Annotated in this window: 21 protein-coding genes; 8 read left to right on the forward strand and 13 right to left on the reverse strand. The window is 62.5% G+C overall.

Annotated elements, in window-relative coordinates; genetic code table 11:
• Positions 1-27: 27 nt before the first annotated feature.
• Positions 28-1,266 carry an MFS transporter gene (locus AC07O2_RS07120; protein WP_495075031.1) on the reverse strand — a complete coding sequence of 413 codons (1,239 nt, stop codon included), beginning with the start codon at positions 1,264-1,266 and terminating at the stop codon, positions 28-30.
• A 79-nt stretch (positions 1,267-1,345) separates the two neighbouring features.
• On the opposite strand from AC07O2_RS07120, the gene AC07O2_RS07125 reads away from it, so the two are divergent.
• Positions 1,346-2,149 carry an AraC family transcriptional regulator gene (locus tag AC07O2_RS07125; RefSeq protein ID WP_495075032.1) on the forward strand — a complete coding sequence of 268 codons (804 nt, stop codon included), beginning with the start codon at positions 1,346-1,348 and terminating at the stop codon, positions 2,147-2,149.
• 75 nt (positions 2,150-2,224) lie between these two features.
• Here the strand turns inward: AC07O2_RS07125 and AC07O2_RS07130 are convergent, their stop codons facing one another.
• The 11 genes from AC07O2_RS07130 to serA form a co-directional block, all read right to left on the reverse strand.
• Positions 2,225-2,920: an aspartate/glutamate racemase family protein gene (locus AC07O2_RS07130; protein WP_495075033.1), complete on the reverse strand. Its 696-nt coding sequence runs from the start codon at positions 2,918-2,920 to the stop codon at positions 2,225-2,227.
• 166 nt (positions 2,921-3,086) lie between these two features.
• Entirely contained in the window at positions 3,087-4,895 is a 1,809-nt protein-coding gene (gene aspS / locus AC07O2_RS07135; protein ID WP_495075034.1) for an aspartate--tRNA ligase, read from the reverse strand.
• A gap of 81 nt (positions 4,896-4,976) precedes the next feature.
• Entirely contained in the window at positions 4,977-5,603 is a 627-nt protein-coding gene (locus tag AC07O2_RS07140) for a DUF502 domain-containing protein (RefSeq protein WP_495075035.1), read from the reverse strand.
• An 8-nt stretch (positions 5,604-5,611) separates the two neighbouring features.
• Positions 5,612-5,956 (reverse strand): FmdB family zinc ribbon protein, encoded by a 345-nt coding sequence (locus AC07O2_RS07145; protein ID WP_495075036.1) that lies wholly within the window; start codon positions 5,954-5,956, stop codon positions 5,612-5,614.
• Between the two features lie 67 nt (positions 5,957-6,023).
• Positions 6,024-7,604, reverse strand: a complete 1,581-nt coding sequence (gene ubiB / locus AC07O2_RS07150; RefSeq protein WP_495075037.1) for a ubiquinone biosynthesis regulatory protein kinase UbiB — start codon at positions 7,602-7,604, stop codon at positions 6,024-6,026.
• Positions 7,601-8,149 (reverse strand): hypothetical protein, encoded by a 549-nt coding sequence (locus AC07O2_RS07155; RefSeq protein WP_495075038.1) that lies wholly within the window; start codon positions 8,147-8,149, stop codon positions 7,601-7,603. The genes ubiB and AC07O2_RS07155 overlap by 4 nt, the downstream gene beginning before the upstream one ends.
• Before the next feature lie 35 nt (positions 8,150-8,184).
• On the reverse strand, positions 8,185-9,156 hold the full coding sequence (locus tag AC07O2_RS07160; RefSeq protein WP_495075039.1) for a Tim44 domain-containing protein: 972 nt from the start codon (positions 9,154-9,156) through the stop codon (positions 8,185-8,187).
• 76 nt (positions 9,157-9,232) lie between these two features.
• The gene (gene ubiE / locus AC07O2_RS07165) at positions 9,233-9,964 is read right to left on the reverse strand and encodes a bifunctional demethylmenaquinone methyltransferase/2-methoxy-6-polyprenyl-1,4-benzoquinol methylase UbiE (RefSeq protein ID WP_495075040.1); all 732 of its coding nucleotides are present in this window, start codon (positions 9,962-9,964) and stop codon (positions 9,233-9,235) included.
• A gap of 84 nt (positions 9,965-10,048) precedes the next feature.
• Positions 10,049-10,462 (reverse strand): gamma-butyrobetaine hydroxylase family protein, encoded by a 414-nt coding sequence (locus AC07O2_RS07170; protein ID WP_495075041.1) that lies wholly within the window; start codon positions 10,460-10,462, stop codon positions 10,049-10,051.
• A complete protein-coding gene (locus AC07O2_RS07175) occupies positions 10,462-14,445 on the reverse strand; it encodes a DUF3683 domain-containing protein (protein WP_495075042.1) in 3,984 nt (1,327 codons plus the stop codon). Before AC07O2_RS07175 ends, AC07O2_RS07170 begins: the two co-directional genes overlap by 1 nt.
• Positions 14,446-14,563: 118 nt before the next feature.
• Positions 14,564-15,793 (reverse strand): phosphoglycerate dehydrogenase, encoded by a 1,230-nt coding sequence (gene serA / locus AC07O2_RS07180; protein ID WP_495075043.1) that lies wholly within the window; start codon positions 15,791-15,793, stop codon positions 14,564-14,566.
• A 280-nt stretch (positions 15,794-16,073) separates the two neighbouring features.
• Between serA and ugpB the strand changes: the two genes are divergently transcribed.
• From ugpB to AC07O2_RS07210, 6 genes are all read left to right on the forward strand, one after another.
• Complete coding sequence (gene ugpB, locus AC07O2_RS07185; RefSeq protein WP_495075044.1) at positions 16,074-17,381, forward strand: sn-glycerol-3-phosphate ABC transporter substrate-binding protein UgpB; 1,308 nt, start codon at positions 16,074-16,076, stop codon at positions 17,379-17,381.
• Positions 17,382-17,546: 165 nt separating this feature from the next.
• Positions 17,547-18,428 (forward strand): sn-glycerol-3-phosphate ABC transporter permease UgpA, encoded by an 882-nt coding sequence (gene ugpA / locus AC07O2_RS07190; RefSeq protein WP_495075045.1) that lies wholly within the window; start codon positions 17,547-17,549, stop codon positions 18,426-18,428.
• Positions 18,429-18,578: 150 nt separating this feature from the next.
• The gene (ugpE, locus tag AC07O2_RS07195; protein WP_495075046.1) at positions 18,579-19,430 is read left to right on the forward strand and encodes a sn-glycerol-3-phosphate ABC transporter permease UgpE; all 852 of its coding nucleotides are present in this window, start codon (positions 18,579-18,581) and stop codon (positions 19,428-19,430) included.
• Between the two features lie 72 nt (positions 19,431-19,502).
• Positions 19,503-20,537 (forward strand): sn-glycerol-3-phosphate import ATP-binding protein UgpC, encoded by a 1,035-nt coding sequence (locus AC07O2_RS07200; RefSeq protein WP_495075047.1) that lies wholly within the window; start codon positions 19,503-19,505, stop codon positions 20,535-20,537.
• A gap of 5 nt (positions 20,538-20,542) precedes the next feature.
• A complete protein-coding gene (gene ugpQ / locus AC07O2_RS07205; protein WP_495075048.1) occupies positions 20,543-21,292 on the forward strand; it encodes a glycerophosphodiester phosphodiesterase in 750 nt (249 codons plus the stop codon).
• A 172-nt stretch (positions 21,293-21,464) separates the two neighbouring features.
• Positions 21,465-22,175: a GGDEF domain-containing protein gene (locus AC07O2_RS07210; RefSeq protein ID WP_495075049.1), complete on the forward strand. Its 711-nt coding sequence runs from the start codon at positions 21,465-21,467 to the stop codon at positions 22,173-22,175.
• Here AC07O2_RS07210 and AC07O2_RS07215 read toward each other — a convergent pair.
• Positions 22,158-22,427, reverse strand: a complete 270-nt coding sequence (locus tag AC07O2_RS07215; protein WP_495075050.1) for a hypothetical protein — start codon at positions 22,425-22,427, stop codon at positions 22,158-22,160. The genes AC07O2_RS07210 and AC07O2_RS07215 overlap by 18 nt on opposite strands.
• A gap of 67 nt (positions 22,428-22,494) precedes the next feature.
• Here AC07O2_RS07215 and hemA point away from each other — a divergent pair, with 67 nt between their 5' ends.
• Entirely contained in the window at positions 22,495-23,763 is a 1,269-nt protein-coding gene (hemA, locus tag AC07O2_RS07220; RefSeq protein WP_495075051.1) for a glutamyl-tRNA reductase, read from the forward strand.
• The last annotated feature ends 155 nt before the right edge of the window (positions 23,764-23,918 follow it).

The following is a 23,918-nucleotide window of genomic DNA, read 5'->3' on the forward strand; positions in this document are numbered from 1 at the left end:
ATTCTTCCCCCCGTGCTGCCTGCGCCGTCAGACGGCCAGCGCGGTGCGCCGGACCTTGCGTACATTGAAGGCGCTGGCAATCAACACCGCCTGCACCAGCGCCAAGCCCACGAATACGCTGGTGTAGCGCTGGTGGTCCATCAAAGTACCAAACACCAGGGGCGACAACGCCTGGCCAATATCCAGACCTGAATACACCACGCCATAGACACGCCCGGTGGAATTGGGCGGCGTGGCCCGCTTGACGATGAGGTCCCGCGAAGGCCCGCCGGTGCCGGCAGCAAAACCCATCAGGCCGAACAGCACGGGCACGCTCCAGGCCGGCACATCCACCAGGGCCAGCACCAGGGCGAAGCTGGCCGCGACGCCAAAGCCCACGCCCACAATCCGCTCGCAGCGCGTGGGGTCGGCCGCCAGAAAGCCGCCCAGCACCATGCCTCCAGAGCTGCACACCATGTAAATGGTCAGGCACATGGCGACCATGCCCAGCGGCACAGCATGCAGCTGGCGCGCGGCTTCGGGCGCAAAAGCCTGGACCACGCTCAGCGCGATGGCATAGAAAAAGAAGAAGGCAAAGCACATCCACACCGCCGGTATACGCATAAAGCCCATGCTGCCGCCCTCCAATACAGGCGCGCCGGCTTTCACTGCCGGCAACACAGGCAGAGCCAGCTTGTCGCGGTTCACCCACAGCACGGCCAGCACTGCGAAGGCCAGGGTGCCTGCCGCGGCCAGAGCCGTGCGCCAGGAGAACGCCAGCGCAATCGGCACCAGCATGGCCGGCGCCAAGGCCCAGCCCAGGCTGCCGGTAATGCCGTGCACGCTATAGGCATGGCCCAGGCGCGGTGCGCTGATCTTGCGGTTCAGCAAGGTGTAGTCGACCGGGTGGAACACGCCATTGCCAATGCCAGCCAACACAGAGAAAGCCGCCAGCATGGCGTAGCTGGTGCTGGCCGAGAAGCCAAAAGCCGCCAAGCCCAGCAGTCCCAGGCCTGCAAACAGAATAGGGCGCGGGCCGAACCGGTCCACCACAAAGCCCGAAGCCATCTGCACCGCGCAGGAAACAACGAAGAAGATGGTCATCAAGAAACCCAGTTCCGCGTAGCTGGCATTGAAGTCCTGCTTCAACCAGGGGAACAGAGGCGCCAACAGCAGCTGGCTGAAATGGCTGATCATGTGGGCCGTGCCCACCAGCCCGATCACGGAGGCCTCGTGGCGCAGGCTGGCAGTGGGAGGCAAGGGTAAGGAGGTACTGGAGGTAGACATGCGACTATCGTAGTATTCGCCTGCATCTTCTGGAATGCATTAAATAGACAGTTTTCATCGAATTTACGCCAAACCCACCATGCTGCGCAGAGGCCCGCTCACATCCGCCGACCTGGGAGACTTCCAGAACTTCACGCCCAGCCCTGGCCGGCCGGTGCGCAGCCGCACCCAGATGCAGCCAGCGGACGCGCATTTCGAGCCGCACCAGCACGCCTGGGTGCAGCTAGCGTATTGCGACCAGGGCTTGATCCAGGTGACCGCCATGGAGCCGCAAGGCCACACCAGCTTCGTGGTGCCGCCGTCGCGCGCAGTCTGGATACCGGCCAACACCTTGCACGCCGTGACCATGTTGGAAAACGCCCATCTGCGCACGGTGTACATGCACGCATCGGCCACGCCTGCCGGCTGGACCCAGGCGCGTGCGCTGGTGGTGTCGCCGCTGCTGCGAGAACTCATACAGGCCCTGGAAGGTATGCAACCCGGCCCGCGCGAGGACGCCCTGACGCTGCTGACCCTGCAGGAAATCAGCCAGGCCGCGCCGCACCACCTGGCCATTCGCCTACCCCAGGACAAGCGTCTGCGCGCCCTGTGCGACGCCGTGTTGCGCGACCTGGCCCGCCAGGCCACGCTGGCCGAATGGGCCTCGCATATCGGCGCCAGCGAACGCACCATTGCCCGCCTGTTCCGTGATGAGTTGGGCACCAGCTATCTGCAATGGCGCCAGCAGGCGGTGCTGGCCCATGCCCTGCCCTTGCTGGCGCGCAGCATGCCGGTAAGCCAGGTGGCCCAGGCCTGCGGCTATACCAGCGACAGCGCCTTCGCCGCCATGTTCAAGACCGCCATGGGCCATACCCCCAGCCAGTTCCAGGCCTGGCAATCCTGAGTTCGTGGTTACTATGCTTTTGATAGCTGCCTGCGCAGAAGATACCTGCGCCAGCGGCCTATTTCATTCAAAAGTTTAGGACTGCAAAGCCCACACTGCCGCGCTGCGCGCATGGATGGCCGTGGTGTCCAGCAGGGGCACACTGGCATCGGCCACGCCCACCAGCAGCGAAATTTCGGTACAGCCCAGGATGATGGCCTGCGCACCCTGCGCCACCAGCTGGGCCATCACCTTTTGGTAAGCCTCGCGGGATGCGGGCTCTATGCGGCCCAGGCACAGCTCTTCGTAGATCACGCGGTGCACGGTGTCACGCTCTGCCGCTTCAGGCACCAGGACACGCAGGCCGTGGCGCTCGCGCAAGCGGTCGCGGTAGAAATCCTGCTCCATGGTGAAGCGAGTTCCGATCAGGCCCACGGTGTGCCAGCCCGCCTGCTGTATCTGGGCGCCAGTCGGGTCGGCGATGTGCAGCAGCGGAATCGAGACGGCCGACTCGATCGCCGCCGCCACCTTGTGCATGGTGTTGGTACACAGCACCAGGCAGTCGGCCCCGGCGGCCGCTAGCGCGCGGGCGGCGCCCGCCAGCAGCAGCCCGGCGGCATCCCAGTCACCCGCATGCTGCAGTCGCTCGACCTCATGGAAGTCCACGCTGTACAACACCACCTTGGCCGAATGCAAGCCGCCCAGCTGCTGCTTCACGGTTTCGTTCAGGATGCGGTAGTAGGGAATGGTGGACTCCCAGCTCATGCCGCCGATCAAGCCTATGGTTTTCATACAAATTCCGCCAGACAAAGGGCTGGAGATACTAGGCATTTCAGGCCGCCAGCGCAATATTTATCTGCGCAAGCAGCTACACAATCAATAGCAATTTCGCCATAAAAAAAGGCCAGACAAAGCTGGCCTTTCGGTGCACGCCAGCAGCCCCCAGGGCTGCAGCGGCTTAGACGATGGGGTTGCGCAGGCGGATGTGCAGTTCGCGCAGTTGCTTCTCGTCCACGGTCGAAGGCGCTTGCGTCAGCAAGTCCTGCGCACGCTGGGTCTTGGGGAAGGCAATCACGTCGCGGATCGACTCGGCGCCGGTCATCAAGGTCACGATGCGGTCCAGGCCGAAAGCCAGGCCGCCGTGCGGGGGCGCGCCGTATTGCAGCGCATCCAGCAGGAAGCCGAACTTGTCTTGCGCTTCTTCGGGCGTGATCTTCAGCGCGTCGAACACCTTTTGCTGCACGTCGGCACGGTGGATACGCACCGAGCCGCCCCCCATTTCCCAGCCGTTCAGCACCATGTCGTAGCCCTTAGAGATGCACTTCTCGGGCGCGGTGACCATCCAGTCTTCGTGGCCGTCCTTGGGCGCAGTGAACGGGTGGTGTGTGGCGGTGTAGCGCTGTGCGTCTTCGTCGAATTCGAACATCGGGAAGTCGACCACCCACATCGGGCGCCAGCCTTTTTCGAACAGGCCGTTCTTCTTGCCGAATTCGCTGTGGCCGATCTTGATGCGCAGCGCGCCGATGGCGTCGTTGACGATCTTCGCCTTGTCGGCACCGAAGAAAATCAGGTCGCCGTCTTGCGCGCCGGTGCGGGCCAGCACTTCGGCCAGGGCCTTGTCGTGGATGTTCTTGACGATCGGGCTTTGCAGGCCGTCGCGGCCCTTGGCCAGCTCGTTGACCTTGATGTAGGCCAGGCCCTTGGCGCCGTAGATCTTGACGAACTCGGTATAGCCATCGATGTCGCTGCGGCTCAGGCCGCCGACTTCCTTGGCGCCGCCGGGCACGCGCAGGCCGACTACACGGCCGTTCTTCATCGTCGCCGCACCCGAGAACACCTTGAAGTCCACGTCGGCCATCACGTCGGTGAGTTCGGTGAATTCGAGCTTGACGCGCAGGTCAGGCTTGTCCGAGCCATAGCGGGCCGCCGCTTCCTGGAAGGTCATCACCGGGAACTCGCCCAGGTCCACACCCAGCGTGTTCTTGAACACGGTGGTGATCATGCCCTGGAACATATCGCGGATTTCCTGTTCGGTGAGGAACGAGGTTTCGATATCGATCTGGGTGAATTCTGGCTGGCGGTCAGCGCGCAGGTCTTCGTCGCGGAAGCACTTGGTGATCTGGTAGTAACGGTCGTAGCCGGCCACCATCAGCAACTGCTTGAACAGCTGAGGGCTTTGCGGCAGCGCGAAGAACATGCCTTCGTGCACGCGGCTGGGCACCAGGTAGTCGCGCGCGCCTTCAGGCGTGGACTTGCCCAACATGGGCGTTTCGATGTCCACAAAACCATGGGCGTCCAGGAACTTGCGCACTTCCATCGACACGCGGTAGCGCAGCATCAGGTTGTTCTGCATGTACGGGCGGCGCAGGTCCAGCACGCGGTGGGTCAGACGGGTGGTTTCCGACAGGTTGTCGTCGTCCAGCTGGAACGGGGGCGTAACCGAGGGGTTCAGCACCGTCAGCTCGTGGCACAGGATTTCGATCTTGCCGCTCTTCAGGTTGTCGTTGACCGTGCCTTCGGGACGCGCACGCACCAGGCCCTTGATCTGCACGCAGAACTCGTTGCGCAGGGTTTCAGACACGGCGAACATCTCGGCACGGTCCGGGTCGCACACCACTTGCACATAGCCTTCACGGTCGCGCAGGTCAACGAAGATCACGCCACCGTGGTCGCGGCGACGGTTCACCCAGCCGCACAGGGTGACGGTTTGGCCCAGCAGGGCTTCGGTCACGAGACCGCAGTAGGTGGTACGCATTTGAGATTGCATGGCTATCGATTTCTGGCGCCCCGCGGGGCGCAATGGTTACAAAGAAGGCAGGCCACCAGGGCCTGCCACGCCCATCACGTCTTAATGGGGCTTGGCGAGGTGGGGTGCAACGACGTTAGGCACAACCACCCCCATGGAAACAATGTATTTCAGCGCCTCGTCCACGCTCATTTTCAGCTCAATGCAGTCGCTGCTCTTGAGCATGATGAAGTAGCCGCCTGTCGGGTTGGGCGTGGTGGGCACGTACACGCTGAGGTAGTCGCCCTGCAGGTAGTTCGCTGCATCGCCACCTGGCACACCGGTCACGAAGGCAATGGTCCAGGCACCGTCGCGCGGCCATTGGATCAGCACAGCCTTGCGAAAAGCATTGCCGGTTTCCGAAAACAAGGTGTCCGACACCTGCTTCACACCCGAATAGATGGAGCGCACGATGGGAATGCGGTGCAGCAGGTTGTCCCACCAGCCGACCAGCTTCTTGCCGATGAAATTGCTGGCAACGCCGCCCACCAGCAACAGCATGGCCAGGGCCAGCAAGACGCCGAAACCCGGAATATGGAAGCCCAGCAATTTGTCGGGCTGCCAGCTGTCCGGCAGGATCAGCAGGGTCTGGTCCAAAGTGCTGATGATGGACTCCAGCACCCACACAGTGATCGCCAGCGGCACGATCACCAGCAGGCCAGAGAGCAACCATTTACGGATCGCGGCCATCATGGCTCTCAGCTACCCGATCCCGTGCCACCGGACGCAGTAGGCGCCGGTGCAGGCGCCGCCACCGGGGCTGCGGCTGCCGGGGTGTCGGCGGACTTGGTGGCGCTGGTCGGCTCGGTGGCTGCAGGCTTGCTGTCGTCTACCTTGGGCGCTGGCGTGGACGTGGCGCCGCCGCTCTTGAAATCGGTTACATACCAGCCCGAACCCTTGAGCTGGAAACCCGCGGCGGTGACCTGCTTGGTCAGCGCAGGAGCGCCGCAGCTGGGGCAGTCGGTCAGCGGAGCGTCGGACATTTTTTGCAGCACGTCTAATGCGTGCCCGCAAGACTCGCATTTGTAAGCGTAGATAGGCATGGCGTAGAAGGCTCGGGTTGAAGTCGCAAAACCTATGATTATAGTTTGCCCGGGTGAAAACCCGGACTCAGAAGAGGAAGGGCGACAGCAATGCCACACGCATCACCAGCAGGCCCAGGCCAAAGCCGATGGCGCCAAAAATCAGGCCTTGCAACAAACGGTTGGTACGCTTGTGCTCGGCAAGCAGCTCTTCGATCTGCTTGCGCTGGTCGCCGCCCCGGTCTGCGGCGCCCTGCTTCAGGTAGTCCACCAGCAGGCGTGGCAGCTCCGGCAGCAACTTGGCGTAGCGCGGGGCTTCGTTTTTCAGCTGCTCGAAGAAAGCCTTGGGGCCTACCTGGTCCAGCATCCACTTTTCCAGGAAGGGCTTGGCGGTGTTCCACAAATCCAACTCAGGGTCCAGCTCGCGGCCCAGGCCTTCGATATTGAGCAGGGTTTTCTGCAACAGCACCAGTTGAGGCTGGATTTCCACCTGGAAGCGACGCGAGGTCTGGAACAGGCGCATCAGCACCATGCCCAGCGAGATTTCCTTCAAGGGCCGATCGAAGTAAGGCTCGCACACCGCACGGATAGCGGCCTCCAACTCGTCCACCCGGGTGTTCGCAGGCACCCAGCCGGACTCGATATGCAGTTCGGCCACGCGCTTGTAGTCGCGGCGGAAGAAAGCCGTGAAGTTCTGCGCCAGGTATTCTTTGTCGAACTCGGTCAGCGTGCCGACGATGCCGAAGTCCAGCGAGATATAGCGCCCGAAGGTTGCCGGCTCTACCGACACCTGGATATTGCCCGGATGCATGTCAGCGTGGAAAAAGCCGTCGCGAAACACCTGGGTGAAAAAGATGGTCACGCCGTCGCGCGCCAGCTGCTTGAAGTCCACGCCCGCAGCCCGCAGGCGCTCGGTATGGCTGATGGGGATGCCCGTCATGCGCTCCATCACGATGACCTCGGTGGCGCAGAAGTCCCAGAACATCTCTGGAATCAGTACCAGGTTCAGGCCTTCCATGTTGCGGCGCAGTTGCGCGGCACTCGACGCCTCACGTACCAGATCCAGCTCGTCATGCAGGTATTTGTCGAACTCGGCCACCACCTCCAGCGGCTTCAGACGCTTGCCGTCGGCAGACAGGCCATTGATCCAGCCAGCCATGGTGCGCATCAGCCCCAGATCGCTCTCGATCGCGGGCAGCATACCGGGGCGCAGCACCTTCACCGCCACCTCGCGCAGCCGGCCGTTGCGGTCCTTCAGCACCGCAAAGTGCACCTGGGCGATCGACGCACTGGCCACCGGTGTGTGGTCAAAGCTTTCAAAAATAGCGTCCAGGGGCTTGCGGAAGGAGCGCTCTATGGTCGCCACCGCAATTTCCGAGGGGAACGGCGGCACGCGGTCCTGCAAACGGGCCAGCTCGTCGGCCAGATCCGGCGGCAACAGGTCGCGCCGGGTGGACAGCACCTGGCCAAACTTCACGAAGATGGGACCCAGGCGCTCCAGCGCTTCACGCAGACGCTCACCGCGCGGCGCCTGCAGATTGCGGCCAATCGACAACACACGGGCCAGCACGGCCAGCCAGGGCTTTTGCAAACTGGTCAGTACCAGCTCGTCCAGGCCGTAACGGAATACGATCCAGACGATATAGGCGCCGCGAAAAATCCGGCTCATGTGTGCGCCTTGTCGGCGCTGGCGGCCATGCGCTGGCCCAGGAATTGGTGCAAAGCCCCCACGACACGGCGTGCCACCTGGCCGGCCGTATGGGCCGCGGTATCACCGATGATGCGGGACAGATCTTCCTCCAGGTCCCAGCGCACATGGTCTACCAGCCAGTTGACCTCGGCCGCCAGTTGCACATCGCCTTCGATGCGCACACCCGGCTTATCGGCATTCAGCGCCTGCTGCAGCAGGGACAAAGGCGAAGATTCGGTCACGGTCAGCGTCAGGCTGGGCTGCAAACCGGGCTCGGCCCGGTCCAGCAAACCGGCCGGGGTGGCCCGCAAAGCCATGTGGAAATGGCGCCACTGCACCAGCACCACCTGCCCTTTTTGCCGCGTGAGCCGGGCCATGGCCTCGGGCTCCTGCTGCAGCACGTGGTTGAGCAGCAGGACAACGCGGTTCTGCACCTCGTCCACCACCCAGGCGGGTGGCTGCAAGCTCTCAGTGACACGGTTGAAAAGGTTTTCGAACAAAGAAAAAGGGGACTGTGTTGCCATAGTCCCCCATTATCCCGGATAGAAACAAGCTGCTCTTACTGCAGGGCCTGTACCCCGGCAACGAGCCAGCCACTGGCGCCGCTCTTGGGCTTGGTCATATTCCAGACCTCGCGGAACGGGCTGGGGCCGGCGGATGGTTCTTCACGGATCATGCCGGAGAACTCAACGCTGGCCATGTAGTCGTTGCCCAGATCTTCGATGCCCAGCAGCTTGGCATCCAGCATGACCACGTCGGTCTTGTTGATCTGGGCACCGATGTGCAGCTCGCGCTCGTTCAGCTGGGACTGGATCTCACCCAGCATGGTGTCGGTCATCATGGCCCGCAGCAACGCGATGTCGGAACGATCCCAGGCCGACTGCAAGGTGATGAAGTTGTTCTTGGCGGAGCGCAAAAATCCCTCAGCATCGAAGCCCGCCGGCACACCCCAGCCCTGCGGACCGGCCAGCGCCGAGCCGATCATCGAGGTAGAACCACCCGCAGCCTCCAGCGGCAGCACGTTGCTGCGCTCGAATGGGCGTGCAGATGCATCGTTGCCCACGTTTTCAGGGCGATACACGCTGGGTGCCATGGGCGCAGCAGCACCCTGGAAGGCATACGGGCTGGCCGAAGCGGCCGCACTCGCACTCTTGCGCGCCCGGAAAACACCCCACAGCACCATGCCCGCCAAAACCAGCAAGGCGATCATCAGAAACTGGCCCATCTCGGCACCCAGACCCAAGGAATGGGCCAGCCATGCCAAACCCAAACCTGCCGCCAAACCACCCAGCATGGCACCCCAGGGACGGCGTGGCGCTGCCGCAGTTGCGGGCGCTGCCGTTGGCGCGGGGCGGGTTGCGTTGGTGGTGCTTTGCATCGGTGCGACGGGCGCCGCAGGCGTGGCTTCACGCTGGATGACATTGCTGGACTGCTTGCCAACCGACCTGCCGCCGCCCAAACGCGCGGCCTCGGCATCCACGACCGACGTCAACGCCACGGTCACAGCCAAAACCAATGCCCACACTTTCATACCATCTCCATTTGAATTATTCAGACGCCACTGCCAAGCAACGCAAGGTATACGGCCGAGTTATACGGGAACACGGCTAGCACTTGATACCCACGTGTAAAGCCACCATGCCACCGGTAAGGTTGTGGTAATCCACATGGCCAAAGCCGGCGCCCTGCATCAGGGTCTTCAGTTCCTGCTGGCCCGGGTGCATACGGATGGACTCGGCCAGGTAACGGTAGCTGGCGTCGTCACCCGCCACCAGCTTGCCCAAACGGGGCAGCACCTTGAAGGAATACCAGTCGTACGCCTTCTCCAGAGGTTGGGCCACTTTCGAAAATTCCAACACCAGCAGCTTGCCGCCGGGCTTGAGCACGCGGCACATCTCGGCCAGGGCCACATCCTTGTGGGTCATATTGCGCAGGCCAAAGGCCACGCTGACACGGTCAAAGCTGGCATCTTCGAACGGCAGCTTTTCCGCATCGCAGACCATGGTGGGCAGCACGATGCCCTTGTCGATCAGCCGGTCGCGGCCGGTACGCAGCATGGCTTCGTTGATGTCGGTATGCACCACGCGCCCGGTCTTGCCGACCTTCTTGGCAAACGCCATGGACAGATCACCCGTGCCGCCGGCGATATCCAACACCTGGTGGCCTTCGCGGATGTCGGCCACCAGCACGGTGTAGGCCTTCCAGGCGCGGTGCAGCCCGGCGGACATCAAGTCGTTCATCAAGTCGTACTTGCTGGCCACCGAGTCGAACACGCCGCGCACATGGCGGGCCTTTTCGCTCTCGTCCACCGACTGAAAACCAAAATGGGTAGAAGTCATCTCAGCGCACCGTTTCAATAAAATAGGGCTGTAGCGCAGGTAATTCCTGCGCAAGCAGCTATCAAAAGTATAGCCGCCAGCAACTCAGTGGCTGGCGCAGCCATGGCCCTTATTGTCGACCATGGGCGCATCGCGATCCAGCCCGGCGGCGGCCAGGCGCTGGTCGTATTCGGCCCAAAGCCTTTCTTGTTCCGCCCCCAGGAAATACAAGTAGTCCCAGGTGAAGATACCGGTGCTGTGGCCGTCGGAAAACGTGGGCTGCACTCCGTAGTTGCCTACCGGCTCCAACCCCACCAGGGTGACTTCGCGCTTGCCGGTCTGCAGGGTTTCCTGGCCTGGGCCATGGCCTTGCACCTCGGCGGAGGGCGAATACACGCGCATCAACTCGAACGGAATGCGGAAGCTGGCGCCATCGGAGAAGCTCACTTCCAGTACCTTGGACTGGCCGTGCACGGTGATGTCTTGTGGGGTCGGCGATCCCGCCGTCAAGCCGGCCATCAGACCAACACCCGCTCAATGCCACCGTTGTTGGCTTGCGCCACATAGGTCGGCAGCCACTGGTCGCCCAGGATCTGGTTGGCCATTTCGACCACGATGTAGTCGGCTTCCAGCAGGCCGTTCTGCAAGTCGTTACCGTAGCGGCTCAGGCCTTGCAGGCAGCTGGGGCAGCTGGTCAATATCTTCAAATTCTCTTGCGGACCCACCTGGCCGGATTCGCGCAGCGCGGTTTCGGACTTGCGCAGCTCTTCTTCCTTGCGGAAGCGAATCTGTGTGGAGATGTCGGGCCGGGTCACGCCCAGGGTGCCGGACTCGCCGCAGCAACGCTTGCTCTCGGTCACTTGGTCGCCCAGCAGCGCCTTCACCGTCTTCATCGGCTCCTGCAGCTTCATCGGCGTGTGGCAGGGGTCGTGGTACAGATAGGTGCCGCCGTTGCCCAGGGTGATGCCCTTCTCCAGCAGGTATTCGTGGATATCGATGATGCGGCAGCCGGGGAAAATCTTGTCGAATTCATACCCCTGCAGCTGGTCGTAGCAGGTTCCGCACGACACCACCACGGTCTTGATGTCCAGGTAGTTCAGCGTATTCGCCACACGGTGGAACAGCACCCGGTTGTCGGTGATGATCTTGTCGGCCTTGTCGAACTGGCCGCTGCCCTTTTGCGGGTAGCCACAGCACAGGTAGCCAGGCGGTAGCACGGTCTGCACGCCGGCATGCCAGAGCATGGCCTGGGTGGCCAGGCCGACCTGGCTGAACAGTCGCTCCGAGCCGCAGCCGGGAAAGTAGAACACCGCTTCCGATTCGCTGGTGGTTGCCACCGGATTGCGGATGATGGGCACGTAGTCCTTGTCCTCGATATCCAGCAGCGCGCGCGCCGTCTTCTTCGGCAGATTGCCCGGCATCTTCTTGTTGATGAAGTGGATCACCTGCTCTTTGATCGGCGCGGTGCCCAGGCTGGCGCGCGGCGCAGCCGTCTGCTTCTTGGCCGCAGGACGCAGCAAGTCATTGGCCAGGCGCTGGACCTTGAAGCCCACGTCGACCATGGCCGAGCGCACGAACTTGATGGTCTCGGGGTTGGTGGCATTCAGGAAGAACATGGCCGCGGCATTGCCGGGGCGGAAGCTCTTCTTGCCCATCTTGCGCAGCAGGTTGCGCATATTCATCGTCACGTCGCCAAAGTCGATCTTCACCGGGCAGGGCGTCAGGCACTTGTGGCACACCGTGCAGTGGTCGGCCACGTCTTCAAACTGCTCCCAGTGCTTGATGGACACGCCGCGTCGGGTCTGCTCTTCGTAGAGAAAGGCCTCAACCAGTAGCGAGGTCGCCAGGATCTTGTTGCGCGGGCTGTACAGCAGATTGGCGCGCGGCACGTGGGTGGCGCAGACGGGCTTGCATTTGCCGCAGCGCAGGCAGTCCTTCATGCTGTCGGCAATGGCGCCGATATCGCTCTGCTGCATGATCAGAGATTCGTGGCCCATCAGCCCGAAGCTCGGGGTGTAGGCATTGGTCAAATCAGCGTAAATAGTGCCCCCACGCTCGGCACTGGCGTGTCCTCCCTGCCCCCCGTGGGGGCGCGTTTCACCTTGGGGCGGCCCGGCGGTGAAACCTTGAGCCCTATCGGGCTCTAGCGCAGTCCCTGCCTGCGCATGCAGCTGCGAATTTCGTAGCAGCTTGCCTTTGTTGAAGCGGCCTTCGGGGTCGATGCGCTGCTTGTAATCGGTGAACGGCTGCATCTCGGCGTCGCTCAAAAACTCCAGCTTGGTGATGCCGATGCCGTGCTCGCCGGAGATCACGCCGTCCAGGCTGCGGGCCAGCGCCATGATGCGTTTCACCGCCTCATGCGCGGTCTGCAGCATGGCGTAGTTGTCACTGTTGACCGGCAGATTGGTGTGCACATTGCCGTCGCCGGCGTGCATGTGCAGCGCTACCCAGACCCGGCCCTTGAGCACAGTCTTGTGGATGGCGGTGCATTCGTCCAGGATGCCCTTGAAGCCGGCGCCGGTGAAGATGTTTTGCAGCTGGGCGCGGATCTGCGTCTTCCAGCTGGCGCGCAGGCTGTGGTCTTGCAGCTGCGGAAACAGGGTTTCCACACCGTCCAGCCAGCCCTGCCACAGGGCACGGGTCTCGGCCACCAGGCTTTGGGCCTGCACCACGCGTTCTTCCAGCAGCTCGGGGGATGGCACATCGCCGTCCTCGTCGCCCTTGCTCAGGGGCAGGTTGCCGCGGCTGAAGAACTCCTGCAATGCGTCGCACAGCTCCAGCTTGTTCTTCAGACTGAGCTCGATGTTGATGCGCTCGATGCCGTCGGTGTATTCGGCCATGCGCGGCAGCGGGATCACCACGTCTTCGTTGATCTTGAAGGCGTTGGTGTGGCGGCTGATGGCGGCGGTCTTCTTGCGGTCCAGCCAGAATTTCTTGCGCGCCTCAGGGCTGATGGCGATGAAGCCTTCGCCGCTGCGCGAATTGGCAATGCGCACCACTTCGCTGGTCGCACGGGCCACGTCGTCGGCGTTGTCGCCGGCAATGTCACCAAACAGCGCCATCTTCGGCAGGCCGCCGCGCTTGGATTTGGTGGTGTAGCCCACAGCCTTCAGGTAGCGGTCGTCCAGATGCTCGAGGCCGGCCAGCAGCACGCCGGTGCGCTTTTGCTCGGCGAACATGAAGTCTTTGATCTCGACGATGCTAGGCACGGCGTTCTTGGCGTCGCCAAAGAACTCCAGGCACACAGTGCGGGTGTGCGCCGGCATGCGGTGCACCACCCAGCGGCCGCTGGTGATCAGGCCGTCGCAGCCTTCTTTCTGGATGCCGGGCAAGCCGGCCAGAAACTTGTCGGTCACGTCCTTGCCCAGGCCTTCCTTGCGGAAGGTCTTGCCGGGGATGTCCAGGCGCTCGGTGCGTATCTTGGTTTTGCCGTCGGCCTCGAAATATTGCAGCTCGAAGCTGGCCACTTCCACGTCGTGGATCTTGCCCAGGTTGTGGTTCAGGCGGGTGACTTCCAGCCACTGGGCGTCGGGCGTCACCATGCGCCAGGAGGCCAGGTTGTCCAGCGCCGTGCCCCACAGCACAGCCTTCTTGCCGCCCGCATTCATGGCGATATTGCCGCCGATGCAGGAGGCTTCGGCGGACGTGGGATCGACCGCAAACACATAGCCGCCGCGCTCGGCCGCATCGGCCACGCGTTGGGTCACCACACCGGCTTCGCTGTAGATGGTGGCCACCGGGTGGTCGACACCGGGCAGAGTCACCATTTCCACCTCGGTCATGGCTTCGAGCTTTTCGGTGTTGATCACCGCGCTGTTCCAGGTCAGCGGGATCGCACCGCCGGTGTAGCCGGTGCCGCCGCCGCGTGGAATGATGGTCAGGCCGAGCTCGATACAGCCCTTGACCAGGCGGGCCATTTCGGCCTCGGTATCCGGGGTCAGTACCACGAACGGATATTCGACGCGCCAGTCGGTGGCGTCGGTTACGTGGCTGACCCGGCTCAGGCCGTCGAACTTGATGTTGTCCTTGGCGGTCAGCTTGCCCAGCACCCGTGCGGTCTTGCGGCGCAGCTCGGCCACCTGGGTAAAGGTAGCTCCAAACTGGGTGACGGCCGCAGTGGCGGCCACCAGCAGCTCGCCCACCAAGGCATCGCGCTCACTGTCGACATCGGGCTTACGGCGCTTGCCCACCTCGTCCAGGCGGTGGTGCAATGCATCGACCAGTTGCTTGCGGCGCTTGGGGCTGTCCAGCAGATCGTCTTGCAAATAAGGATTGCGCTGCACCACCCAGATATCGCCCAGTACCTCGTACAGCATACGGGCCGAGCGGCCGGTGCGGCGCTCCTGGCGCAATCCATTCAGAACATCCCAAGCACGCGCGCCCAGCAGGCGGATGACGATCTCACGGTCGGAAAACGAGGTGTAGTTATACGGAATTTCGCGCAGGCGTACAGCCTCGGGCGCTTGCGACAACAGGGTGGACAAGGCGGTGGGAGCATTCATGGAGATAACCTGGGTGGGCTGCAGCGCCCATGGGCCTGGGATGACAGATCGGGTAGCAATTTTAGGGCAGCGCTCTATCACCCCGCCGACAGCGGGTTGTCCAGAGGCGACAAACGGATTAAAAGAGGACGCGGCTGCGGATGGTGCCTGGAACGTGGGCCAGCTTCTCCAAGGCCAAATCACTGGACGCGGCGTCTATATCTATCACCACATAGCCAATCTTCTCGTTGGTCTGCAGGAACTGGGCGGCGATGTTGATGCGGTTGTCGCTGAACACCTGGTTTACCGCCGACAGCACGCCGGGCACGTTGTGGTGGATGTGCAGCAAACGATGCTTGCCCGAGTGGCTGGACAACGCCACCTCGGGGAAGTTGACCGACGAGGTGGAGGTGCCGTTGTCGCTGTACTTGACCAGCTTTTCCGCCACTTCCAGGCCGATATTGGCCTGCGCCTCCATGGTGGAGCCGCCGACATGCGGGGTCAGTATCACGTTGTCCAGTCCGCGCAAGGGCGACTGGAACTCGTCCTTGTTGCTGCGGGGCTCTTCGGGGAACACGTCGATGGCGGCACCCAGCAGCTTCTTGCTTTTCAACGCCGTGGCCAAGGCATCAATATCCACCACCGTGCCGCGCGCGGCATTGATCAAGATGCCGCCCTCCTTCATCGCGGCGATCTCGGCCGGGCCGATCATCCACTGGGTGGCCGCGGTTTCAGGCACATGCAGGGTGACGATGTCGCTCTGGCCCAACAGCTCGTGCAGATTCGCCACCTGGCGCGCATTGCCCAGCGGCAGCTTGGTCACCACGTCATAAAAACAGACCTGCATGCCCAGCGCCTCGGCCAGCACCGACAGCTGGGTGCCGATGGAGCCGTAACCAACGATGCCCAGGGTCTTGCCGCGGATCTCGAACGAATTCTCGGCCGACTTGAGCCAGCCGCCGCGGTGCGCGACCGCGCTTTTCTCTGGGATGCCGCGCAGCAACAGGATCGCCTCGGCCAGCACCAGTTCGGCGACCGAGCGGGTATTGGAAAACGGCGCATTGAACACCGCAATGCCGCGCTCGCGCGCAGCCTCCAAGTCCACCTGGTTGGTGCCTATGCAGAAGCAGCCCACGGCAACCAACTTGCCGGCATGGGCAAACACGTCCGCCGTCAGCTGGGTGCGCGAGCGGATGCCGATGAAATGCGCATCGGCAATCTTCTCCTTCAGTTGCTCTTCTGGCAAAGCACCGGGCAAGCTCTCGATCTGGGAATAGCCAGCACTGCGCAGTACCTCCAGCGCGGAAGGGTGCACGCCCTCCAGTAAAAGAAACTTGATCTTGCTTTTGTCCAGAGAGGTCTTGCGCATGCGTTGCCCGGCGTCAGGTAGAGAGGAAGGGGCGATGATCCTAGCATGCTGCACCGCAGCAAACGCACCCGCCGAAAGGCGGCATTGCTGGCACCAGGGCTATGCGCGCTTGGGGCAAAAATCCCAGAAAAACGCAAACAAACGCAATGAAACGCAGCCATACGAACGGGTTTTCCCGCTATAGATTTCGTCAGTTACGCGCCAAAATTTCACTGTTTTGTCATAAGCGGCACCTAGCATCGGCCCCTTTGACGCTCTTACCGTTCCCCCAGGAGACTCCATGCAATTCAACCGTTTAGCGCTGGCCGCAGTGGCTGCCACCGCTGTTCTTTCCGCGCAGGCACAGACCGAGATCCAGTGGTGGCATTCCATGAACTCGGTCAATGGCGAATGGGTCAACGACCTCGCAAAAGACTTCAATGCGAGCCAAAAGGAATACAAGATCGTGCCGACCTACAAGGGCCAGTACGACGAATCCATGACTGCCGCGATTGCCGCCTTCCGCGCCGGCAACGCGCCGCACATCCTGCAGGTATTTGAAGTGGGCACCGCCACCATGATGGCCAGCAAGAAGGCCATCGTGCCAGTCGGCCAGGTCATGAAGGACGCCGGCGAGAAGTTCGACCCCAGCGTCTACATCCCCGCCGTGGCCAGCTACTACACCGCAGCCAACGGCCAGATGATGAGCTTCCCGTTCAACAGCTCGACCACCGTGTTCTATTACAACAAGGACGCGTTCAAGGCCGCCGGCCTGGACCCGAACAAAGCCCCCAGCACCTGGCCCGAAGTGGCGCTGGCGGCCGCCAAGCTCAAGGCCAGCGGCCACAAATGTCCGCTGACCATCGCCTGGCAGGGCTGGACCCAGCTGGAAAGCTTCTCCACCTGGCATAACGTCGAGTTCGCCACCAAGGCCAACGGCCTGGGCGGCATGGACGCCCGCATGAAAATCAACTCGCCGCTGCATGTGCGCCACATCGAGAACCTGGGCAATATGGCCAAGCAAGGCCTATTCGTCTACAAGGGCCGCGGCAACATCCCTGAAGCCAGCTTTGTGTCCGGCGAATGCGCCATGACCACCACCTCCAGCGGCTTCTACGGCAACGTGAAGAAGAACGCCAAGTTCGCCTTTGGCGAGTCCGCCTTGCCCTACTACCCCGATGTGCCCGGCGCACCGCAAAACACGGTGATCGGCGGCGCCAGCCTGTGGGTACTGGCCGGCAAGAAGTCGGATGAATACAAGGGCGTGGCCAAGTTCTTCACCTATCTGTCGAACGCAGAAGTGCAGTCCGCCAGCCACAAGCGCACCGGCTACCTGCCCGTGACCACGGCCTCATTCGCACTGACCGAAAAGTCGGGCTTCTACCAAGAGAACCCCGGCACCGATGTCGCACCGACCCAGATGATCCGCAAGACCACCACCAACTCGCGTGGTATCCGCCTGGGCAACTACCTGCAGGTGCGTGCGATCGAGGACGAAGAACTGGAACAAGTCTGGGCCGGCAAGAAGTCCGCCAAGGAAGCCCTGGACTCCATCGTGCTGCGCGGCAACGAGCAACTGGAACGCTTCGAAAAAGCCAACAAGCAGTAATCAGTAATCGCCCATGAAAAGCAACTACTCACCAGCGGCCGATGGGCTCGATAACTCCCTGCCCAGGAACCCGTGGAACCGGCTCTGCCGGGCCACTGGGTTCGCCCCCTGCAAGGGGGTTGGCGGAAACGCGAAGCGTGTAGCCTGGGGGTGTGAGTAGTTCTTATGGAAAAACGCGTCGTCTTTAAATCGGCCTGGCTGCCCTGGGTGCTGATCGCGCCCCAGATGGTGGTGATCTGCATCTTCTTTTTCTGGCCCGCGGGCCAGGCCATGCTGCAATCGCTGCAGCAGTCTGACGCGTTTGGCACCTCGGTGGACTGGGTCGGGCTGGACAACTTCCGCAACCTGTGGAACGACGCCAGCTACATGGCCTCGTTCCAGACCACCGCCGTGTTCTCCATCCTGGTAGCGGTGCTGGGCATAGGCCTGTCGCTACTACTGGCCGTGTTTGCCGACCGCGTGGTGCGCGGCAGCAGCATCTACAAAACCTTGCTGATCTGGCCCTATGCGGTTGCGCCTGCAGTCGCGGGCGTGCTGTGGCTATTCATGTTCTCGCCCAGCATCGGCATCGTGGCCTACTGGCTAGGCCTGCTGGGCATCGACTGGAACCACCTGATGAACAGCCGCCACGCCATGGCCCTGGTGGTGATGGCGGCGGTGTGGAAGCAGCTGTCGTACAACTTTCTGTTCTTCCTGGCGGGCTTGCAGTCGATTCCCAAGTCGCTGATCGAAGCCGCGGCCATGGACGGGGCTCGGCCCTGGCGCCGCTTCTGGACCATCCAGTTTCCGCTGCTCACTCCCACCAGCTTCTTTCTGCTGGTGATCAACATCGTGTATGCCTTCTTCGACACCTTCGCCATCATCGACTCCACCACCCAGGGCGGACCGGGCAAGGACACGGCCATCCTGGTCTACAAGGTGTACTTCGACGGCTTCAAGGCCATGGACCTGGGCGGCTCGGCCGCGCAGTCGGTGGTACTGATGGTGATCGTGGTCGCCATGACCGTGGTGCAGTTCAAGTTTGTCGAAAAGAAAGTGAATTATTGATGGCTGCTTATTCCATGACTCAACGGAACGGGGCAGACACACCTAGCGTGGGATACCACGGAACCGGCTTTGCCGGGCCGTCGGTATCGCCCCCTGCAGGGGGTTGGAGTAGCGACACGCAGTGCGCGCAGCCTGGGGGGGTGCTTTAGCATGGTTGAACGCCGCACCACCATGGGCATGCTGGCCCATGTGATTCTGATTCTGGGCGTGCTGATCGTGGCCTTTCCGGTCTACATCACCTTTGTCGCATCTACCCACACCGCATCCGAGATGGTGCAGCGCCCGATTCCCGTGCTGCCCGGTTCACATCTGGTTGAAAACTACACAGCGGCGCTGCAAGGCACGGGTGCCCACGGCGGCTCCAACGCGGCAGTGGGCCGCATGATGGTGGTCAGCCTGGTCACCGCGCTGGTGATTGCCATCGGCAAGATCGCCATCTCGCTGCTGTCGGCGTTTGCGCTGGTGTACTTCCGCTTTCCGTTCAAGCAGTTCTTCTTCTGGATGATCTTCGTCACCCTGATGCTGCCGGTGGAGGTGCGCATAGGCCCGACCTACAAGGTGGTGGCCGACTTGGGGCTACTGGACAGCTATGCCGGCCTGACGATTCCGCTGATTGCCTCGGCCACTGCCACCTTTTTATTCCGCCAGTTCTTCATGGGTGTGCCGGACGAGCTGGTGGAGGCCGCACGCATGGACGGCGCGGGCCCCATGCGCTTCTTCTGGGACATCCTGCTGCCGCTGTCACGCACCAGCATGGCCGCGCTGTTCGTGATCCAGTTCATCTACGGGTGGAACCAGTACCTGTGGCCGCTGCTGGTGACCACCAACGAGAACATGTACCCGGTGGTGATCGGCATCAAACGCATGATCTCCGGCGGCGACGGCCAGACTGAGTGGAACCTGGTGATGGCCACAGCCATTCTGGCGATGTTGCCACCTGCCTTAGTGGTGATGCTGATGCAAAAGTGGTTCGTTAAAGGCCTGGTGGATACAGAGAAATAATTTAAAAGAAATTTGGCTCTAGCGCAGATATTACCTGCGTCAGCAGCTATTAAAAGACTAGCAGAACAATTTATGGCCGCCATCACACTCAAGAACGTCATCAAGCGCTACGGCAAAGGCGCCAGCGCCAACCAGGTGATCCACGGCGTCAACGCCGAGATTGCAGACGGCGAATTCATCGTCATCGTCGGCCCCTCGGGCTGTGGCAAATCCACCCTGCTGCGCATGGTTGCCGGGCTGGAAGAAGTCAGCGACGGCACCATCTCCATCGGCGGGCGCGTGGTCAACAACCTGGAACCCAGCGAACGCGACATCGCCATGGTGTTCCAGAACTATGCGCTGTACCCGCACATGACGGTGTTCGACAACATGGCCTACGGTCTGAAGATCGCCAAGGTGCCGGTGGACGAGATCAAAACCCGGGTCGACAAGGCCGCCAAGATCCTGGAGCTGGGCCAGTACCTGGCGCGCAAGCCGCGCGAACTGTCCGGCGGCCAGCGCCAGCGCGTCGCCATGGGCCGGGCCATCGTGCGCCAGCCACAGGTGTTCTTGTTCGACGAACCGCTGTCCAACCTGGACGCCAAGCTGCGCGCCCAGACCCGGCTGGAGATCCAGAAGCTGCACCGCGAACTGGGCATCACCAGCCTGTTCGTCACCCACGACCAGGTTGAGGCCATGACGCTGGCGCAGCGCATGATCGTGATGAACGGCGGCGTGATGGAACAGTTTGGCACGCCCGAAGAGGTCTACACCCGGCCCGCCAGCACCTTTGTCGCCAGCTTTATAGGCAGTCCGCCTATGAACCTGCTGAAGACTGCACCCAATACCAGCCTGGGTGGCCCGGCCGACGCCATCCTGGGCATACGCCCCGAGCACCTGCAGCTCAGCGCCGACGGCTGGCCGCTGACCGTGGAAACCACCGAAATGCTGGGCGCGGAACGCCTGACCTACGCGCGTCTGGGCACCGGCCCCAGCAGCGAGCTGCTGATCATCCGCACCGAAGAAAGCGAAGCCGCACCCGCCATCGGCAGCACCATCCACGCCACGCCGCGCACAGATAAGCTGCACTGGTTTAATAGCGACACCGGAAAACGCTTAAACCCCTGAATTCCATGCAAATCACCGCAAGCAACTGGCCCTACCCCCGCTGGGTCGCCCACCGTGGCGCGGGCAAACTGGCGCCAGAAAACACCCTCGCCGCATTTCGCCTGGGAGCACAACACGGCTACCGCATGTTCGAGTGCGACGTCAAACTCAGCGCCGACGGCGTGCCGTTTTTGCTGCACGACGACACGCTGGAGCGCACCAGCACCGGCAAAGGCCTGGGCGGCGACCATGCCTGGAGTGCACTAGCCCAGCTAGACGCTGGCAGCTGGCATTCGCGCAACTATGCGGGCGAAACCCTGCCCACGCTGGACAACATCGCCGCCTTCTGCCTGCGCAACAGCTACTTCCTGAACATCGAGATCAAACCCACGCCTGGTGTGGAACGCCTCACCGGCGAAGCCGTGGCGCACCACGCATCCCGCCTGTGGCGCGGCCATGCCGTGCCGCCGCTGCTCAGCTCTTTCAGCACCGAGTCACTGGAAGGCGCCAAAGCCGCCCAGCCCGCTCTACCACGCGGCCTGCTGCTGGACGAACTCTGCGACGGCTGGCTGGAAGCTGCCCTGCAACTCGGTTGCGTCGCCATCATTTGCAACCACACACTGTGGAATACCGAAACCGTGGCGCGCGTCAAAGCCGCTGGCCTGCGTACCTCCAGCTACACCGTCAACAACGCCGAGTCCGTACAGCGCCTGCTGGCCCTGGAAACCGACGGCGTCATCACCGACCGCGTGGACCTGTTCTCGCCCGCGGATTGAGCCGCACACCCTGCGGCGGCAGTGTTTGCTAGCATTGCAGCGCATGCCAGCACGCTCCACTTCCCGTTCAGCCGCTCCCGCTTTGACACCGCTACTGCAGCGGTGTTCACGGGCAGTCGTGCGGCTGGGTGTGTGGCGCACCACGTTGCTGTTTAGTGCCAGTATTTCCCTGATGTCGCTGGCGCTCACCTGGCTCTATATCCGCCTGATGGGTTACGGCGAAATGGGCGAAGCCTTCTACATCTCGCTGCTGGTGCCACTGCCCATGACACTGCTGCCCGGCAGCCTGATCTTCGCGCTGGTGGCCGCATTGGAACAGGCCCGGCACACAGCACACACCCTGTCCATGACCGATGTGCTGACCGGCCTGCACAACCGACGCCACTTCATGCAAACCGCCCAGCGTGAGCTGGACCTGGCCCAGCGCCACGACCTGCCCTTGGCCCTGCTGATACTGGATATCGACCACTTCAAACGCGTCAACGACCAGCACGGCCATGACGTAGGTGACCAGGTACTTGTGGAAGTAGGCCGGCGCTGCGCCCAGGTGCTGCGCACCACCGATTTGCTGGCGCGCTGGGGCGGTGAGGAATTTGTGGTGCTGCTGCCCAATACCGACTACGAACAGGCCCACCAACTGGCCGAGCGCATGCGCGAAACCGTGGCCTACTCGGCCCAGCTCTACGCCGCGCAAGGCGCTGTAAGGGCGACGATCAGCATAGGCGTGGCCGGCACCGTGGCCCAGTCTTCCACCACGCTGGACACCCTGGTACAACAGGCCGACCGTGCGCTGTACGACGCCAAACGCGCGGGCCGCAACCAGGTCTGGCTGGCCACACCGCCCAGCGGTTTTATGCCTAGCCCGCTAGCGGCCGGTCAATAACCACTGGCTGCTGGCGCAGGCCAGCACCAGCGCGGCATAGGTCGCCATCTTGCCGTCATGGCCGAAAAACCAGAGCCCGCCCAGCAGCACCAACATGCACACTACAAAATTAATAGCTGCTTGCGCAAGTAATCCCTGCGCCGCAGCCCTTTTTTTCATAAATATGCGGGCGAGCAGCGCCGTCAGCAGCCCCACAACCAGGGCAGGTGCAGCGAAGTTCAGCAGGTGAATCAATGAATCTATGGGTCCCATAGCGGCAATTTTGAGGCTTTGGCCGCGAACTGGCGAATTCGGGCCGCACAAATTTTATAATCTGGTAATGGCAGTCTGGGCATTAGGCATTAACCACACCACCGCACCCTTGGATTTGCGCGGTCGGTTTGCGTTCGCCCTGGACCAGATCGCGCCCACGCTGCAAGGCTTGCGCGCCGCCCTGGCCGGCCCGGAAGCCGCCATCATCTCCACCTGCAACCGCACCGAAATCTACTGTGCGGGCAACCAACAGGCCTTGGACCACACGGTGGACTGGCTGGCCCACAGCGGTGGCGTATCGCCCGCCTTGCTGCGTTCGCACTCCTACACCTTGCAAGACGGCCCCGTGGCGCGCCACGCCTTCCGCGTGGCCAGCGGGCTGGATTCCATGGTGCTGGGCGAGCCGCAAATCCTGGGCCAGATGAAGGACGCAGTCCGCGTGGCCGAACAAGCCGGCGCCCTGGGCACGACCCTGAATCAGCTGTTCCAGCGCTCGTTCGCCGTGGCCAAGGAAGTACGCACCTCCACCGAGATCGGCGCGCACTCCATCAGCATGGCGGCGGCTGCGGTGCGCCTGGCCAGCCAGTTGTTTGAAGACCTGGGCCAGGTGCGGGTACTGTTTGTCGGCGCCGGTGAAATGATCGAACTGGCGGCCACCCACTTTGCCGCCAAGAACCCCAAATCCATTGCCATCGCCAACCGCACGCTGGAACGCGGCGAAAAACTCGCCACCCGTTTCGGCGGCGAAGTCATGCGTCTGGCCGATCTGCCCAGCCGCCTGCATGAATTCGACGCCGTCGTCAGCTGCACCGCCAGCACCCTACCCATCATCGGCCTGGGTGCGGTTGAGCGCGCCTTGAAGCTGCGCAAACACCGCCCCATCTTCATGGTGGACTTGGCCGTGCCGCGCGATATCGAACCCGAAGTCAAAGCGCTGGAAGACGTCTACCTGTACACCGTGGACGACCTGGCCCATGTGGTGCAGAACGGCCAGGCGAACCGACAGGCTGCCGTGGCCCAGGCCGAGGTCATCATCGACGCCGGCGTGCAAAGCTTTCTGCACTGGATGGACCAGCGCGATCCGGTGCACGGCGTGGTGCCGCTGATCCAGCAGCTGAACGCCCAGGCCGACGAATGGCGCGCCGCCGAACTGGCCCGCGCGCGCCGCCTGCTGGCCAAGGGCGACGACATCGAGGCCGTGCTGGACATGCTCAGCAAAGGCCTGACGCAGAAGATGCTGCACGGCGCCATGGCCGAGCTACGCGCCGGCGATGCCCACAGCCGCGAGCACACGGTGCAGGCCATCCACAAACTGTTTTTGCGCAAAGAGCGTTAGCGACGCTGTCGCTTGCGCTTCCGGCCCTGGCTTTTCAGGGGCCTTCATCTCCCTCCATTTAAGTTACCTCGTCACGCCCCACCCCAGACTGCATAAACGCCCTGCCCAGGGATACCGTGGAACCGGCTTTGCCGGGCCACTGGTATCGCCCCCTG

It is taken from the genome of Rhodoferax sp. GW821-FHT10B06 (assembly GCF_059415605.1).

Coding starts and splice junctions, on each gene's coding strand:
- serA (WP_495075043.1), bottom strand. CDS start 15,793: ATGCGCAAGACCTCTCTGGACAAAAGCAAGATCAAGTTTCTTTTACTG.
- AC07O2_RS07215 (WP_495075050.1), bottom strand. CDS start 22,427: ATGGGACCCATAGATTCATTGATTCACCTGCTGAACTTCGCTGCACCT.
- AC07O2_RS07175 (WP_495075042.1), bottom strand. CDS start 14,445: ATGAATGCTCCCACCGCCTTGTCCACCCTGTTGTCGCAAGCGCCCGAG.
- AC07O2_RS07170 (WP_495075041.1), bottom strand. CDS start 10,462: ATGGCCGGCTTGACGGCGGGATCGCCGACCCCACAAGACATCACCGTG.
- ugpE (WP_495075046.1), top strand. CDS start 18,579: ATGGTTGAACGCCGCACCACCATGGGCATGCTGGCCCATGTGATTCTG.
- AC07O2_RS07120 (WP_495075031.1), bottom strand. CDS start 1,266: ATGTCTACCTCCAGTACCTCCTTACCCTTGCCTCCCACTGCCAGCCTG.
- AC07O2_RS07130 (WP_495075033.1), bottom strand. CDS start 2,920: ATGAAAACCATAGGCTTGATCGGCGGCATGAGCTGGGAGTCCACCATT.
- ubiB (WP_495075037.1), bottom strand. CDS start 7,604: ATGAGCCGGATTTTTCGCGGCGCCTATATCGTCTGGATCGTATTCCGT.
- AC07O2_RS07155 (WP_495075038.1), bottom strand. CDS start 8,149: ATGGCAACACAGTCCCCTTTTTCTTTGTTCGAAAACCTTTTCAACCGT.
- AC07O2_RS07145 (WP_495075036.1), bottom strand. CDS start 5,956: ATGCCTATCTACGCTTACAAATGCGAGTCTTGCGGGCACGCATTAGAC.
- ugpB (WP_495075044.1), top strand. CDS start 16,074: ATGCAATTCAACCGTTTAGCGCTGGCCGCAGTGGCTGCCACCGCTGTT.
- ugpQ (WP_495075048.1), top strand. CDS start 20,543: ATGCAAATCACCGCAAGCAACTGGCCCTACCCCCGCTGGGTCGCCCAC.
- ugpA (WP_495075045.1), top strand. CDS start 17,547: ATGGAAAAACGCGTCGTCTTTAAATCGGCCTGGCTGCCCTGGGTGCTG.
- AC07O2_RS07210 (WP_495075049.1), top strand. CDS start 21,465: ATGTCGCTGGCGCTCACCTGGCTCTATATCCGCCTGATGGGTTACGGC.
- ubiE (WP_495075040.1), bottom strand. CDS start 9,964: ATGACTTCTACCCATTTTGGTTTTCAGTCGGTGGACGAGAGCGAAAAG.
- aspS (WP_495075034.1), bottom strand. CDS start 4,895: ATGCAATCTCAAATGCGTACCACCTACTGCGGTCTCGTGACCGAAGCC.
- AC07O2_RS07125 (WP_495075032.1), top strand. CDS start 1,346: ATGCTGCGCAGAGGCCCGCTCACATCCGCCGACCTGGGAGACTTCCAG.
- hemA (WP_495075051.1), top strand. CDS start 22,495: ATGGCAGTCTGGGCATTAGGCATTAACCACACCACCGCACCCTTGGAT.
- AC07O2_RS07160 (WP_495075039.1), bottom strand. CDS start 9,156: ATGAAAGTGTGGGCATTGGTTTTGGCTGTGACCGTGGCGTTGACGTCG.
- AC07O2_RS07140 (WP_495075035.1), bottom strand. CDS start 5,603: ATGGCCGCGATCCGTAAATGGTTGCTCTCTGGCCTGCTGGTGATCGTG.
- AC07O2_RS07200 (WP_495075047.1), top strand. CDS start 19,503: ATGGCCGCCATCACACTCAAGAACGTCATCAAGCGCTACGGCAAAGGC.